The organism is uncultured Brachyspira sp., assembly GCF_949287625.1.
Classification (GTDB): domain Bacteria; phylum Spirochaetota; class Brachyspiria; order Brachyspirales; family Brachyspiraceae; genus Brachyspira.
Genome location: NZ_CASEGO010000071.1, coordinates 1 through 15,324, shown reverse-complemented (window position 1 = coordinate 15,324; position 15,324 = coordinate 1). Strand labels below are relative to the sequence as shown.

Here is a 15,324-nt window from a genome sequence, read left to right as displayed (position 1 = left end):
TTTTTAAATTTATTTTTTATAATAACCTATAATCTATAATTAATGTAATTTTTTAATATAGGATAATACATTGAAATTCTTAATCTATCAAGTGTTTTTATTTTATTTAATTTTTATTATAAAGCTGTCTTTTATCTAAAATATTCAAAGACCTCTTAGCTTCCAAAAATAAAATATCTTCATTACTATATTTATTTATAAAACTATTTAATATATCTCTGCTTTTTAAAAAATTAAATGCTGATAAACAAGTTAAAGATTTCCATACAAGAAGTTTATCATCTTTATATTTATTTATTAAATTAATTATATATTTAAGATTTTTTTCATTTTGTAAAGTTTCATTATAAAAACACATATATCCGAAAGAATCTGCTGCCTCATAAATCTTTATCAAATCATCACTTTGTAAAACTTCTATTAATGCAGGTAAAATATCAGTATTCATTTTTGCTAAAGTTCTAGCTATTATATCTCTAGGCAGAGGATATGATTTTTTTAATGATACTTTTTTAGGTAATTTTTTATACTGATTATCTCCTATTTTTCCAAGATATTCAGCCATCTTTCTAGCCGTATCAATATTTCCAGCTTCAAGAGTCTCGCATATGGCTATTTTAGTATACAAACTATCCTCTTCAGATAAACATAGCAATAAATAATCTGCTGCCTTATCAGTATAAGGTTTTAAATTTACAGCGGCTGATGTTCTTATTGATGCATCATTATCATTTAAACAATATATAAGTTCTTCTAATGATTTGTTTTTAAGCAAAACAACATCTTCTTCTAATGGAAGACCTCTGTATTTAAGTTTATCCAAATCGGATTTTAAATTATGTTTCATGGCAAATATAATATTAAATTTTTCACAAATACGCAAGAAAAATAAAAAATATTTTAGTTCATAGATACATAATTTAAAAAAAACAGTATATTTTTATATTGTATACTTGAAAATGATTTTTTTACTAAAAATTAATAAAAATGGTACGAAATTTATAATATTTTTAAGAAATTTTAATAAATTCTATTTTACAAGCTGAAATTTGATGAAATTTATTGCAAATTTTCAGCTATATTCTATAATTTAATAGAGGTATTAATCTTATGCTCGAAAAGGTAAAAGATTTTTATAAAACGAAGAAAATTTTATTTTTCGCCATTATTTTTGTTTGGTTATTATTAACTATACTATTAGGGATATTAATAGGCTCCTGTACTAAACCTAAAGTTATACCATTAACACCAGAAGAGGAGAATTCTAAGGCTATTAATATTATTAAAGAAGACGAAGAAAAAATTTTAAAAGGGGAAATGCTTTCTACAAAAAATAACTTGGATTTCGATGAGCTTAAATACTCAAGGAATTACACAGAAAGCCGAAAAAAATAATACTAACTTTTAGGAGATAATTATGCGTGTTTTTTTATGTTCTAGTATGTTACTTATGTTTACTATTTTCCAAGCAGCATTTGCTCAGGAAACAATCACTGTACAGCCAGATGATAAAGTAGTAACTAATGAAACAGCAGCCCGTATTAAAGGCGGACCTTTAGAAAAAGACCTAGTAAAAACTGTAGATTTATCAGAAAATACTCTATTTTCTATCAAACTAAATGCTACTAACTTCGACAGATATATACGTATAACAAGCTACTCTACTAATTTGGATTTTGTAAGATTTACAAGAGATAAAACTAATGCTTTTTTAACATTCAGAACTTTAACTGCTGGAATAGGAAAATTAGATTTCCAAGTAGATAATGAAGAAAATATAATCAGAAAATATTTCTATACTATAAATGTAACTAATAGTCAGGGAATGGCATCTATGGAAACTAATGCTGTATTAGAACCAGATAATGAAACTATGACTAATGAAGTATCTGCTAACACTGTATCTACTAACGCAGTTATGACTAATGATACAATGTCTACTAATACTGTATCTACTAATACAACTATGACTAATGAAGCTAATACTACTTCTACTAATCAAAACAATACAGCTTCTACTAATCAGCAGTCATCAGTTACAAAAAAACCTTCTGTTATGAAAGAAAATACTCAGGCTAAAGCACCTGTTGAATCTAATCCTGAAACTATAGCTTTATTTAAATCTGCAGAAGATTTAAAAAACATCAAAGATTATACTAATGCTGTTAATACTTATAGTAATGTAATCAGTCAGTATCCTAAATCAAAATATTCTGTTTACAGCTATTTTAGAATAGGAGATATTTATAATCAAAATAAAGACTATAATAATGCTTTTGATATGTATAAACAGGCATCTTCTTTAGAAAATGCAGATAATAATGAAAAAGCAGCAGCTCTTTATTCTATGGGTGTTGTAAAAAAATCAGAAAATAAACTTGATGAAGCTATCGCTTATTTTAATGATGTTATGAATAAATATTCTTCTACTTCTATGTATGGAAATGCTGCTTATGAAATTGCTGACAGCTTAAAAACATTAGGAAGAATATCTGATGCTGCTCCTATATTAGAGAAATCTTTAGAAGGAAATAATAAGTTTGCAAGACGCGGAGATGCTATACTTCTTTTAGCTGAAGTATATGAAAAAGGCGATAATAATACAAGAAATTTTGATAAAGCATATCAAACTTATAATCAGTATTTAGCTGAATATCCCACTTCTTCTAAAGCTAAATATGCTAATGACAGAAAAAATTTCTTATACCGCAATGCCGTTAATTTAAGATAACAACTATATTTTTAATAAAGCAAATAATTAAAGCCCTTTAGGAAAATCTATTTCTTAAAGGGCTTTTTTTATAAGGACAATTTATAAAAACAATAAATAAAGTTTTATATTACATCATATTTAATATCATCTATCAAATAAATATTTTCTTTATGATTAGTTTTATCTGTTTTTTTAGGATCGTCTTTAGCTTCAGAAGAATTATTCTCGTCAATTTTTTCTTCTGATGAATTATCCTGCTGATTTACTATAATTGATTCTATTTCTGAATTTTCTAATATAGTATCATCAAAATTCGCAGTCAAAATAAGTTCTTTTAATCTATTTAAATCATAAACATAAGTATATGTGTGCCTTGCATTATCAATATTTTCAAAAGCCCTTACAGCCAAAACATTATGCGATAACAACTCTTTTAAAAGTATTATACTCTTCTCAGAAGATGCTTCCCGATTGGCAGATAATGAATAAAATTCTGTTTCTCCATATTTATTTACTGTATTTGTCCTAGGTTCATTTTTATCCAAACGATATATAAGGGTTATTTTATCTTTATCATTAAATCTCTCTTTAAATATAATAGAAGGAGTATATAAGTTTATATTAATGGAGTTTTTATCGATTTTTATCATCAAAGTATTGAAATTTAAACTGTTTTCTTCTTTCTTTTTAATAAAAATAGATATTTCTTTATCATCTGTTATAGGGTCTGTTTTTTCAATTAAATACCACTCATTTATACCATAATACTCTCCGTATAGTATAAAAGAGTTAATAAACATTACAGAAGCTATTATAATTTTTTTTATCATATTATCACTCCGCCTTTACAATCTTAATATATATTAAGATTGTTTTATTATTAAATCAATAAGAAATATAGATAATATAATTTTTTTTTACATTTTTAGTTTACATAACGATATTAATAGTTTACATATTAAAATAAAAAGAGCAGAAGACCTGCATTTAACTTTCTGCTCTAAAAAATAAATTTAAGTTTTTATTTCAAATTAATCTTTTTCACTTCTACTTTATCCAGCAAATTATTCATACTTTCAAATGTAGTAAGCCCTTCACTAAAAGCAGTTGCAGTTCCTGAAGCTATAGCGTATTTATAAGAATCAATTATATTTAAATTTTGACTTATTCCATATACAATGCCTGCTACCATAGCATCACCAGCCCCAACAGAACTTACAAGCTCACCCTCAGGAGCATTTCCTATATATGCCTCATCTTTATTAACTATAATAGAGCCTTCCTTTCCTAAGGATACTATAACATTTTCACTTCCATCTTTTACTAATTGCTGTGCATAAACAATTATATCATAGACAGAACGTATATCCTTTCCAAAATACTCTGATAATTCTTTTTTATTAGGTTTAGTAAGAAAAACATTTTCTTTTACAGCTATTTTAAAAGCATTATCTCTAGAATCTACTATTACTCTAACATTATTTTTTGATTTCGTTTTGTTTATAATATCTTTATAAATATCTTCTTTTACAGAACTAGGCACACTTCCAGAGAGAACCAATATATCATTATCTTCTATACTATCAATAATAGAAAGTAATGCATCTATATTTTGCTGAAGTATTTTAGGAGATTTTCCCATTATTTCAGTTTCTTTTTTTTCGGTTTTTATTTTTACATTTATTCTAGTATCTTCTTCAAGTAAAATAAAATTATCTTTAATTCCATATTTATTTAAATCTGTCCTTATATATTCTCCAGTAAATCCGCCGCAAAAGCCTAAAGCCATAGATTCAATTCCGAAATTTTTTAACACTTTAGAAACATTTATTCCCTTTCCTCCTGCCAAAGTATACGAATTATTTACTTTGTTTAATTCTCCTTCTTCTAATTTATTCATATCCATATAGTAATCCACAGCAGGATTGAGTGTTACAGTGTAAATCATAAAGAACTCCTATATTTTATTTTTGATAAATAACATCTAATATATAGATTATACAAAAAACAAAAAAAATCAAATAAAAACTTTATCATAATCTAAATGACTATAATTTATCAAAAACATATTTTTTAGTTATTTGAGTCAGTATCGAAACATGACAAGTACAATTATTTATAGCAGACTTAGGAAAAAATTGAATAAAATAATTTATAAATTTCTACTACTTACCTAAATAAAAAAAGAACAGAGGATTAAATATATTATCCTCTGTTCTTTTATCTTTAATGTTTTATATTTCTAATTAATCGTCCCATTCCTGACCTAAAAGCTGTCCTGATTTATCAATGTACAATTCCATCATATTATTCATTTTTACTTTATACACATTATAGTGTTCCATTTCTACTGCCCAAATTTGAGCCTGAGGATATGTTCTTCTAGCTGTAGCAAGTACTGCTTGAGGAACCTGATTGAGAGGTACATACCAATCAGCAAATAAAGCTGAAGTACTTAAAACTGTTAAAGCTGCTAATAAACAAAGTATTTTTTTCATATTTTTCTCCTTTTTAATTAAATTATTTTTATGAAAATATTAAATTAATCGTCCCATTTCTGACCTAATAACTGTCCGTTACTATCTATATATAATTCCATCATATTATTTAATTTTATTTCAAATGTAGTGAATTGTTTTTCTATTTTTATGATGGCAGCATTAGGATAAGTTCTTTTTATTGTATTCATAACATTAGCTGGAAGTATAGTAGCAGGCATATTTCCGTAACATTTTACTTCTTTCCAATCACCGTTAGGGAAGAAATCTATTTGTGTTCCGTTTTCTAAATATACTTCAATATCGTCCCAATCTCTTTCTATAAAAGTTACTTTTACATTAGCAAAATGCTGTTTTATAAAGTTCTGAGCATTTTGAGGTATAGATGATAATTGAACACCGTATCCATATTGTGCGTTATTTTGACCTCCTTGCTGTGCATAAGGGTCTTGATAATTATTTTGAGGGTCTGGCTGTACTTGAGGCTGACCATAAGGATCTTGATATCCTCCCTGACCTCCTTGCTGTCCGTAAGGATCCTGATATCCTCCTTGACCTCCCTGCTGATTATCATAGTATCCATTATACTGAGCAAATAATGAACCTGTACATATTGCTAAAACAAAAAGTATTGATAATGATTTTTTTATTGTAGTCATAAACTATCCCCTTTATTAATTGTTTCATTTGTAAAGACATGTTGTTTGCTAGTAAATTATCTTTACATTATAATTATAGTATATTTATTAAATAATGTCAATTAAATTTACTCTTTTTTTACTAAAATTTTACATTTTTTCTTTGTTATAAATTGGTATAATATATTTCTTACAAAATTACATATATAATTCTTTAAATTAAAAGAGACAATGTTTTATATAGAAATTAATCATAACAAGATACTAGTATTATTTAAATAATATTTTTTATTTTCATTTTATCAAATAATTATTATATAAGTTTTTTAAGTATACTTTAGTATATACCTAAACAGATATGGTTTGTCAAAAGTTAGTTTTTAAAATTTATTGTTTGTGGTGGCTTTGCCCTGCGAATCCCGCAGAGCGTGTGCGGCAAAAAAGTTGATAATTCTATATAATGTACATCAGTTGACAAAATGAAATCGTTCCAGTATATAATAATAAAATATTATCTGGTGCTTGCATTATTCTCATCATCTATATTAAGACTGAGTATTCTAAGACCTTCAGTACCAAGTACAGATTTTAAAGCTATTAAAAATGCTGTATCTCTGCTTGAGGCAATATTACTTTTATATAGTTTCATAGCATATCTAGCCATATTAATACCATCTCTTACAGAGAAAGAAGCATTATGTATATGCGACTTTTGAAGAAATCCTACTGTGATTTTTAATATTTCATCATCAGCAAAAGGAAGATTCATTCTTAGTATATCATATTCTTCTTTAACATCAGGGAAAGGAAGTTCTATAGTAGGCTGAAGACGCGAATGTATATATTCTGGAAGTTCAAATGTACTTGCGTCATCATTCATAGTAACTATTATTCTAAAATCAGGGTGAGCTTTTATTTTTATACCAGCTATTACGCTTTCTACATATCTTCTGTCATCAAGAAGCGGTGCAAGAGAAGCCCAAGTTTTTTCGCTCATTCTGTTTCCTTCATCTAGTATGGCAACTCCTCCTTTAATCATCGCTGTTACCAAACTTGATGCATGATAATTAATTTTATTGTTTTCAGATATTACAGGTATTACTATCAAATCTTCCGGTCTTGTATCAACTGTACATTGAAATATATAAACATCTCTTTTTAGAAGCTCTTTAGCGGCATAGTATGAAAGTGTAGTTTTTCCAGCACCAGGTTTTCCCACTATTCTAGGGTTTAGAGGTATATCATCTTCTGATATTACATGCCAAGCAGCCATTATCTGTCTTACCAAATCGCTCTGACCTGTCCATTTTATATTCAAATTATCTGGGTGCGATAGTATTAGCTCTACATTTTCTATTCTTTCTTTATCCATTTTAGCCTCTTTTTTTAGAAGAAATTTATATTTTTTAATGATATTATTAATCTTATAAAAAGTCAATTATTTATAATAATTTTAATAACTTTATTGATTATTTGCCTATTATTTATATATTTAAAGTTATAGTAAAAAATAGAAGGGATTTTTTATGTTAAAAAGGTTTGTATATATTTTCTTATTAATAATAATTATAGTTTCATGTGGTAAAAATGAATCTTCATATAATAATAATGCTGATAATAAAATCGGATCTTCTATAGAAGAATCAAAGTTCTATATGCTTAGCGGGAATATATCAGGAGAAAAGGCTTCTATGTATTTGTATATTAATAGTAAGAAAAACAGCATAAGCGGATATTATTATACCAAAAATAAAAAGGCATTAATTACTGGAAGTATTAATAATAATAAATTAAACATGCAGGAAGTAGATGAAAATAATAATATGCATGCGAATATAAATGGAGTATTGACTGATGATATATCTTTTAATGCAGAAATAAGGTATGATGAAAGTAATGAAGTTAAGGATATGGAGTTTTCTCTTAATAGAAATCTGCCTGTATATTATGCTAATATTATAGATTATTATAAAAATGACAGTATCAGCAATTCCATATTTTCATATCATAGAACTTCATTTTCATTTATTAAAAATAATGAAGATGAAACATCAAATATTGATAATTCTATAATGTACATAGAAGAAGAATGTGATAATTATTATAATGAATGGAAAGCTTTATTATATGTAGGTTCAAGCAATATAACTTATGAAATAGATAATACTGTTAATGTAGGCTATATAGACAGCAGAGTAATAGCACTTGATAATTATTCATCTATGTACACAGGCGGAGCTCATGGAAATACAGCAAATATTCAGGAAGTTTTTTCTTTGGAGAATTCTAATCTTATTACTATAAGAGATTTAATAAGTGATTTTAATAATCCTAATTTAATATCATTAATGAGAGAAAAAATATTAAAAACAGGAAGCACTAAAGAGGATTATTTTGATTTTAATGCTATAACATTAGAAAGTTCAACATTTAGGATACTTCCTAATTCAATTAATTTTGTATGGCAGGCTTATGACATAGCTCCGTATTCTACTGGAATAACGGAGATAAGTTTTAGTTTTGATGAGTTAAAGCCTTTTGTAAAAGAAGAATCACCGCTTTATTATTTGTTTTAGAAATACTTTACAAGGTTATGTATTAAATTTTTGTAATTTATCAATAGACTTGTTTCAAAACTACTTGACAAAGTTAATTATGAAAATTATTTAATTTTAAAACTACAAATATAATGTTTTACATATTGTGTAAATTAGCATTTTAGTATATAAATATGCAGTCTTTTTGCTTCTTTGTGCCGCACCTGCCTACGGCACGCAGAGCGAGGCGTACAGCGTCACAAAAGAAGTGGGGTTTGGCACGACTGTGTGCTTCGCAGCAAAGCCCCAACTATAACTAAAAAAATACTAAATAAAAAAACTAAGTATTAATAAATTTAGTTTTGAAACAAGTCTAATTATAAAAATAATGTTTCATATTTTGTTTATTATTTCAGTACATAAATACATAGTCTTTGTCATAGAGTTACTTCAGGCTTTATAAAAGAACTGCTGCAGATATCAAAAATTAAAAAATTAATTTTTAACAAACTATATTTGTTTAGGTATACGGCAATATAATATTTTTATGCATAATCATATATTTTTTATTTATTGCTTGAATATATAAGACTATTTCAAAATTTTTAATACTTATAAATTTTTTAGTTATAGTTTTTAGTACTTTCATAAACACAGTTTTTTGGCATTTGTGCTAATTACTGAATATTAGTAAAAGTCTGCCTTAGAAGAAATAACTTTATTTTGTCAATTTATAGCTTTACAAAATCATAAAAACTTACAAAATCACATAATATTATAATGAGTTTGTAAATCAATCTCTAAATTTTCGAATTGTACATACAATACAGGTTATAATTTAAATTTTTTAAAAAAAAATTAAATTTTTTCGGTAAAAATTTATTTTTTACGTATTTAATTGTAAATAAAGCTTTTTTCAATAATAAAAATACTAGATAAGTTTATATTTATTTGGTATTTTTATTATCATTTTTTACATATGTATACTTTGTATTTTTTTAGTAGAAAATTCAATATTTTATAAATTCTTTATTAAAAGTTAGAATTTATTATTGAAATTTTACACATTATGTATATACTAAACTATTGTAAATAAAGCTTTTTTCAAAAATAAAAATACTGAATAAATTATATTTATTTGGTATTTTTATTATTATTTTTTACTTATATATATTAAGTATTTTGATATTGAAAAATTCAATATTTTATAAATTTTTTATTAAAAATTAGAATTTATTATTGAAATTTTACAAACTATGTAATAGTATATTAAATATTTGTAAAAAAATATTGATATAAAAAAAAACGATTTAGGAGATAACTTTATGAAGAAAGTTAGCAAAAAAACAAAGTTCCTAGCCGTAGTACTAGGTTCTTTGATAATTTCATCATCAGCATTTGCAGTTGATCTTACTATAGACAATTCTGCAGTAAAAAGAGCAACAGCAGGTCAGTTTTCTACAGATTCTGACAAAGTAAAAGCTAAAGACATATTCGACCTAGAAAGATCATTCTTTTCAGCAGGCTATTTAGGTCAGGCAGCAGGCGGAGCTATCAATGGAGGCGGAAACGGTACAGCAACAGCTGCAGGATTAAAGAATGGTGTTCAAGGTGCTTTTGGGGTGGCTTTACCAGGAGGCATGTATTTAGGTTTTGCAGCAGCATATAATCTAATGGATGGTGCTGACTATACAGCAGATAAAGACGGAAATATATACAATGGAAATAAATGGACTGTAAATTCTACAGGTAACTTTATATTAGCTTTCAGAATAAATGAAATGGTAGCTCTTCACTATAATTTAAAAATTGGAAATCCAGATAATCCTAATGTATTATACAGTATAAATCATACAGTTGATAAAGACACACAAACTGATTACAAAACATATACTCATAATGCATATTGGAATCATGAAATAGCAGCAGCAATAAAATTCGGCGAACATAAATTAACTGTACCTATAAGCGTTGATATAGTTGCTAATAATACTAAATATAAAGGAAAGTCAGGTAATACAGATGTAGATTATGCTGAGTATACTGGTGCAGATTATGTAGCATTAAATCTTAATCCAGAGTTTTTCTTAAGTCTTCCTGTCGGACCTATGACTGGTATCAATATGGGAGTTAATTTTGGTGTAGGACTTAATAACAATGTAGGTGAAAATGGTAAAGATGGAAATGATGAGTATAAAACTACTCAAAAAGCTTTGCGTATGAATGTTGGTGTTTGGGCTAGTTTCCCTATGGAATGGAGCTTGGGTAATGATCAGGTATCATTGGCTATGGAGCCTCAAATCAATTTAGACTTTAATGTAAATAACTTTGGAAAAGTAGAAGAATTTAGAAATGGAAATAAACAAACACCTTTAATAGGTAATTATACTTATCCAAATGGAAATGATTATTTAAATATCAATCCTTATGTAGAACTTCCTATAGGTACATTATGGAGACCTGTTGAATGGTATGAATTAAGATTCGGTACAGCTTTATTATTGGGTGCTAATATCACTATGGAACAATCTAAAGATGCTAATGGAGATAATGATAATAAAGGTACTAGATACAGCACAGAATCTGGTATAGCTGGCTTCTTCGGTATGGGCTTCATAGTGGGAGAAGACTTCAATATTGACTTGTTTGCAGAAGTAGGCACTTTAAGTTTCATAAATATGAACTTCGGCGGTCAATTAACTTACAGATTTAATTAATAAAATAATATTTGGAGATAACTTATGTTAAAAGTTTTTAATAAAATAAAGTTTGTATTATTAGGCTATGCATTAATTTCTGCCTATGTATTTGCTCAAGGCACTGATACTTGGACATTAGACAATTCAGCAGTAAAAAGAGCAACAGCAGGTCAGTTTTCTACAGATTCTGATAAAGTAAAATCAAAAGATATATTTGACTTACAAAGAGCATTCTTCTCTGCAGGATATTTAGGCGGCGGTTCTTTTTCTCAGAACGGCGGCGGTACAGCTGATATAACTCCTGCATCATCTTTCAACAGCGGAGTACAAGGTGCTTTCGGTGTTCCTTTTGCTAATGGCATGTATTTGGGTTTTGCTGCCAGATACAGATTCAATGACAGTGCTGATATAACAAAAGATAAAGACGGTAATATTCCTAATTATAACGTAGATCCAAATACTAGTACATCAAAATTATGGGCTATAGATTCTCAAGTGGCTTTAAGAGCTGCTTTAAGAATAAGCGATACTATAGCTTTGCATTATTATTTCGGATTAAATGCTGATGATACAGCTAGAAATACTCCTGCTTATGCAATTTATAGAAATAAAACAGCAAACGGCGATGATTATAAAACATATTATAATAATGCAGTTTGGACTCATGAAATAGCTGCTTCTATAAAGTTCGGCGAGCATAAATTGACTATACCTGTAGGAATAGTTTTCCATGCCAATAATATGAAAATGAAAGGTACAGAGTTTTATCAATATAATACGGAGCCTGGTTATAAAGTAGATGAAAATACTGTAACTTATAATGGAGAAGATTATATATCTTTATACTTAAATCCGGAGTTTAATTTGGGTATTACAGCAGGTCCTATGACTGGTATCACTGTAGGTGCTAATATAGGTTTCGGAGTTAATAACAATTTTGGTTACAATGGTACTCAAACTGCTGAAGGTACTGAAATGAAATTTGAAGACAAAGAAGGTAAAGACCGTTTTGCAGGCGATATATATGCTAGTTTCCCATTATCTTGGAGCTTGGCTAATGATCAGGTAAGATTAGCTATGGAGCCTAAACTTTCTTTAGGTTTGGTAGTAACTAATACTGGAAATCAAACTTCTACAATATCATCAGGCGGACAAAGTCAAAGCAGCGGATATGTAGGTTATAAAAGCGAAGTTAAATTCATTCCTTATGCTGAACTTCCTATAGGTACTATTTGGCAGCCGGTTGAATGGTGGCAGTTAAGAGCCGGTACTGCTTTGATGATTCAAGCAGCAGCTGCTTGGACAACTCAAGTTCCTAATAAAATTGATGATCCTAAACAGTTAGATGAAAGCAGAAAAACTGTTAATACTAAATTAACTGCTGAAGCTGGTATAGCTGGTTTCTTTGGTATGGGCTTCATCGTAGGCGAAGATTTTGATATTGACTTATTTGCTGAAGTAAATACTTTAAGTGTTAATAATCTTAATTTCGGCGGTCAATTAACTTACAGATTTAATTAATACGGAAAAATAGGAGATAAAAAATGAATAAAAAATTATTATTAATTTTATCTATACTAATGAGTTTATCATTACTCACTATGAGCTGTGCTAAAAGTGTAGTCGCACCAGATGAGGTATACGGAACAGCTGGTTTTGAAGATTTAACTGAGGCTCAGTTAGAAACAGCTTTAAAAGAAATACCACCTATTACAGATAACGGAGCAGCATTTGATTTTTCACAAAGTACCCTCAGTCCTTCATATGATGATGTTACTGGTCCTACTTATTATACATTATGGGTTAATTCTGGTAATTATAATCAAAAAATTAGTCAGAATAATATATTAACTCAATTAAAAAGAGTTTTAACAGAATATAAAGGTGATGTAACATTTACTCCTAATCAAAATTGGGATAGCGTTCCTACTACATATGGGACAGCTACTTTGACTGTTCAAATAACTTCTTTAACTCATAATGTTCCTCAAGAGTTACAAACTTTAAAAATTCAATTATATTCAGGCGGCGGCTGGCAGTAAGTAAATTATTAATAGTTAGACAACTGGTTTACAATACGTAGATTTTTATATAAAAATATCCCGTTTAAGTCCCTCGGTTTATTTTCCCGATAGACCGAGGGCGTTTTTTATGCATTTAATTCTTATTGAAAAAATACATACATTATAATAAAATATTTACATGCCAATTAATAAAATCAATACCTAAATATCGGAGATGATTAATGATTAGTTTTATGAAAGATTTTAAGACAATAAAAAATAAAAAAGATAAAAGAGAGTTTCTAAAACAAAAATATTTTGATAGTTCTATATACTGTGTTACTGCTGAAGATTTTTCCAACGGACGAAGCAATATAGAAGTAGTTAAATCAATGCTTGAAGCGGGTATAAAAATTATTCAGTACAGAGAAAAGGATAATCCTCATAAATATATGCGTGAAAAATATAATGAATGCTTAGAGATTAGAGAGCTTACAAATAAATATGAGGCATTATTTTTGATAGATGATTATGCCGATTTGGCTTTAGCAGTTGAGGCTGATGGTGTTCATATAGGACAGAAAGACATGCCTATTGAGGCTGTAAGAAAAGTTGTAGGAGAAGACCTTATTATAGGGCTTTCTACTACAAATGAAAAAGAGGCTTTAAGTGCTGTTAATACTTCTTGCGACTATATAGGAATAGGTCCTATATTTTCTACGCAGACAAAACCTGATGCTAATGCTGCTGCTGGTATTGATTATCTTGATTATGTAGTAAAAAATCTTGATATTCCTTTCGTATGTATTGGCGGTATAAAGTTAAACAACATGGATACTCTTATAGAACATAAGGCTATGAGTTTGTGTATGCTCACTGAAATAGTATCTTCTGAGGATATTAAAGCTAAATGCGGACTTTTAATAAAAAAAATGAAAAGATTATAATAATAGTTTTTATTTGTTATCTTATTATAATATTTTATTTTTTTATACAATTTCTAAACTTTAAAGAAACAAGGGATTTATTCATCGAAAGCAAATCTTTAATAAGCATGATAGAAAACAATAAAACTTCTATTATCTATGACTATATAAAAAACAGAGATAAAGTGTATGTTTATGATGCTCTCACTAATCAGGATAAAAAATATATAAGCAGGCATTTTCCAAGTATAAAATATATTGGTTTTTTAAGGCTTTTTATTTATTCATTACTTTTCAAAGATAAGATTATGCTTTATACTTCTGATGACAGCATTATTAATAAATTAAAAGTTCTTAATATAAAATACTGCAGAGTTATATTAAATATAGACAGTATAAATAGTGAAGAATATTTAAAACTCAAAGACAGTAATAATGTAAAGATATTTTTATCTATAACAAATAAAGATTTTAATGAAATAGATATTAATAATATTAACCGCAAATATTTAATTTCTTTAGATAAAGATTTGATAAAAGTTTCAGACGGCGACACTATAAAATACAAAAATAATTATTACAGATTTATAGGAGTTGACGCCCCAGAACTAAAGCAGGACTATGGAACTAATGTAAAAAACTATGTAATAGAAAAAATTAATAATGCTTCAAATGTAAGTATGCTTGTATCCTCATATGATATTTTTGACCGTATATTATGTCATTTATTTATAGATGATGTACCTTTAGCATATTATATGATTAAAGATAAGCAGGCAAAAGAAACTATAACGAAGTACGGAGATAACGGCTTTGTAAATATAGCAAGCAACATTGTTTATTTATCAAAATTTCAAGGAAGGCGTCCTTTTACAGATCCTGCCAGATTTAGAGCTGAAAACAGATAATACAGTTATTAATTTTTATAAACACCTTTTCAAATTTAATTTCGCTTGGGTGGGCAGCCAGAGCAACAGTTAAAGCTAAAATATAAAAAATCATTGATAAATAACAAATAGTATCAAAAAATTTAAAGGGTGGGGGTTAAAATAAATTTTAAAACTTTAACTCCCGCCATTTTAGATTTAAAAGCTTTATTTTTTAATATAACTTTAATCAAATATATAAGCAAACTCTTTAAAAAGTACACCCGCCCAAAGCCTAATTTAAATTAGCACACTTTTACTATGCAGGAAAAACGAATTTTTTAATATATACTGAAACGATTTCATTTTGTCAACTGATGTACATTATATAGAATTATAAACTTTTTTGCCGCACAAAAAAGTTGCAAAAAACGCAATTACTAG

The 15,324-nt window shown here is 27.6% G+C and carries 14 protein-coding genes; 8 read left to right on the top strand and 6 right to left on the bottom strand.

Annotated elements, in window-relative coordinates:
* Positions 1-106: 106 nt before the first annotated feature.
* Positions 107-847, bottom strand: a complete 741-nt coding sequence (locus Q1X91_RS10765; protein WP_300757069.1) for a hypothetical protein — start codon at positions 845-847, stop codon at positions 107-109.
* A gap of 263 nt (positions 848-1,110) precedes the next feature.
* Here Q1X91_RS10765 and Q1X91_RS10760 point away from each other — a divergent pair, with 263 nt between their 5' ends.
* A complete protein-coding gene (locus Q1X91_RS10760; protein WP_300757066.1) occupies positions 1,111-1,395 on the top strand; it encodes a hypothetical protein in 285 nt (94 codons plus the stop codon).
* Between the two features lie 22 nt (positions 1,396-1,417).
* Positions 1,418-2,731: a tetratricopeptide repeat protein gene (locus tag Q1X91_RS10755; protein ID WP_300757063.1), complete on the top strand. Its 1,314-nt coding sequence runs from the start codon at positions 1,418-1,420 to the stop codon at positions 2,729-2,731.
* Between the two features lie 104 nt (positions 2,732-2,835).
* On the opposite strand, the gene Q1X91_RS10750 is transcribed toward Q1X91_RS10755, so the two are convergent.
* The 5 genes from Q1X91_RS10750 to Q1X91_RS10730 form a co-directional block, all read right to left on the bottom strand.
* A complete protein-coding gene (locus Q1X91_RS10750; protein ID WP_300757060.1) occupies positions 2,836-3,543 on the bottom strand; it encodes a hypothetical protein in 708 nt (235 codons plus the stop codon).
* Between the two features lie 191 nt (positions 3,544-3,734).
* Complete coding sequence (gene pfkB / locus Q1X91_RS10745; RefSeq protein WP_300757058.1) at positions 3,735-4,661, bottom strand: 1-phosphofructokinase; 927 nt, start codon at positions 4,659-4,661, stop codon at positions 3,735-3,737.
* Between the two features lie 298 nt (positions 4,662-4,959).
* Complete coding sequence (locus Q1X91_RS10740) at positions 4,960-5,211, bottom strand: PepSY-like domain-containing protein (protein ID WP_020005276.1); 252 nt, start codon at positions 5,209-5,211, stop codon at positions 4,960-4,962.
* 44 nt (positions 5,212-5,255) lie between these two features.
* The gene (locus Q1X91_RS10735) at positions 5,256-5,870 is read right to left on the bottom strand and encodes a PepSY-like domain-containing protein (protein WP_300757051.1); all 615 of its coding nucleotides are present in this window, start codon (positions 5,868-5,870) and stop codon (positions 5,256-5,258) included.
* 490 nt (positions 5,871-6,360) lie between these two features.
* Positions 6,361-7,221: an AAA family ATPase gene (locus Q1X91_RS10730; protein ID WP_020005263.1), complete on the bottom strand. Its 861-nt coding sequence runs from the start codon at positions 7,219-7,221 to the stop codon at positions 6,361-6,363.
* 154 nt (positions 7,222-7,375) lie between these two features.
* On the opposite strand from Q1X91_RS10730, the gene Q1X91_RS10725 reads away from it, so the two are divergent.
* From Q1X91_RS10725 to Q1X91_RS10700, 6 genes are all read left to right on the top strand, one after another.
* The gene (locus tag Q1X91_RS10725; protein WP_300757044.1) at positions 7,376-8,425 is read left to right on the top strand and encodes a DUF3298 domain-containing protein; all 1,050 of its coding nucleotides are present in this window, start codon (positions 7,376-7,378) and stop codon (positions 8,423-8,425) included.
* Between the two features lie 1,286 nt (positions 8,426-9,711).
* Complete coding sequence (locus tag Q1X91_RS10720) at positions 9,712-11,103, top strand: hypothetical protein (protein WP_300757041.1); 1,392 nt, start codon at positions 9,712-9,714, stop codon at positions 11,101-11,103.
* Positions 11,104-11,127: 24 nt separating this feature from the next.
* The gene (locus Q1X91_RS10715) at positions 11,128-12,606 is read left to right on the top strand and encodes a UPF0164 family protein (protein ID WP_300757038.1); all 1,479 of its coding nucleotides are present in this window, start codon (positions 11,128-11,130) and stop codon (positions 12,604-12,606) included.
* Between the two features lie 23 nt (positions 12,607-12,629).
* Positions 12,630-13,127: a hypothetical protein gene (locus tag Q1X91_RS10710; RefSeq protein ID WP_300757035.1), complete on the top strand. Its 498-nt coding sequence runs from the start codon at positions 12,630-12,632 to the stop codon at positions 13,125-13,127.
* Positions 13,128-13,342: 215 nt separating this feature from the next.
* Complete coding sequence (gene thiE, locus Q1X91_RS10705) at positions 13,343-14,035, top strand: thiamine phosphate synthase (RefSeq protein ID WP_300757071.1); 693 nt, start codon at positions 13,343-13,345, stop codon at positions 14,033-14,035.
* Positions 13,999-14,922 carry a thermonuclease family protein gene (locus tag Q1X91_RS10700; protein ID WP_300757032.1) on the top strand — a complete coding sequence of 308 codons (924 nt, stop codon included), beginning with the start codon at positions 13,999-14,001 and terminating at the stop codon, positions 14,920-14,922. The genes thiE and Q1X91_RS10700 overlap by 37 nt, the downstream gene beginning before the upstream one ends.
* Positions 14,923-15,324 lie beyond the last annotated feature (402 nt).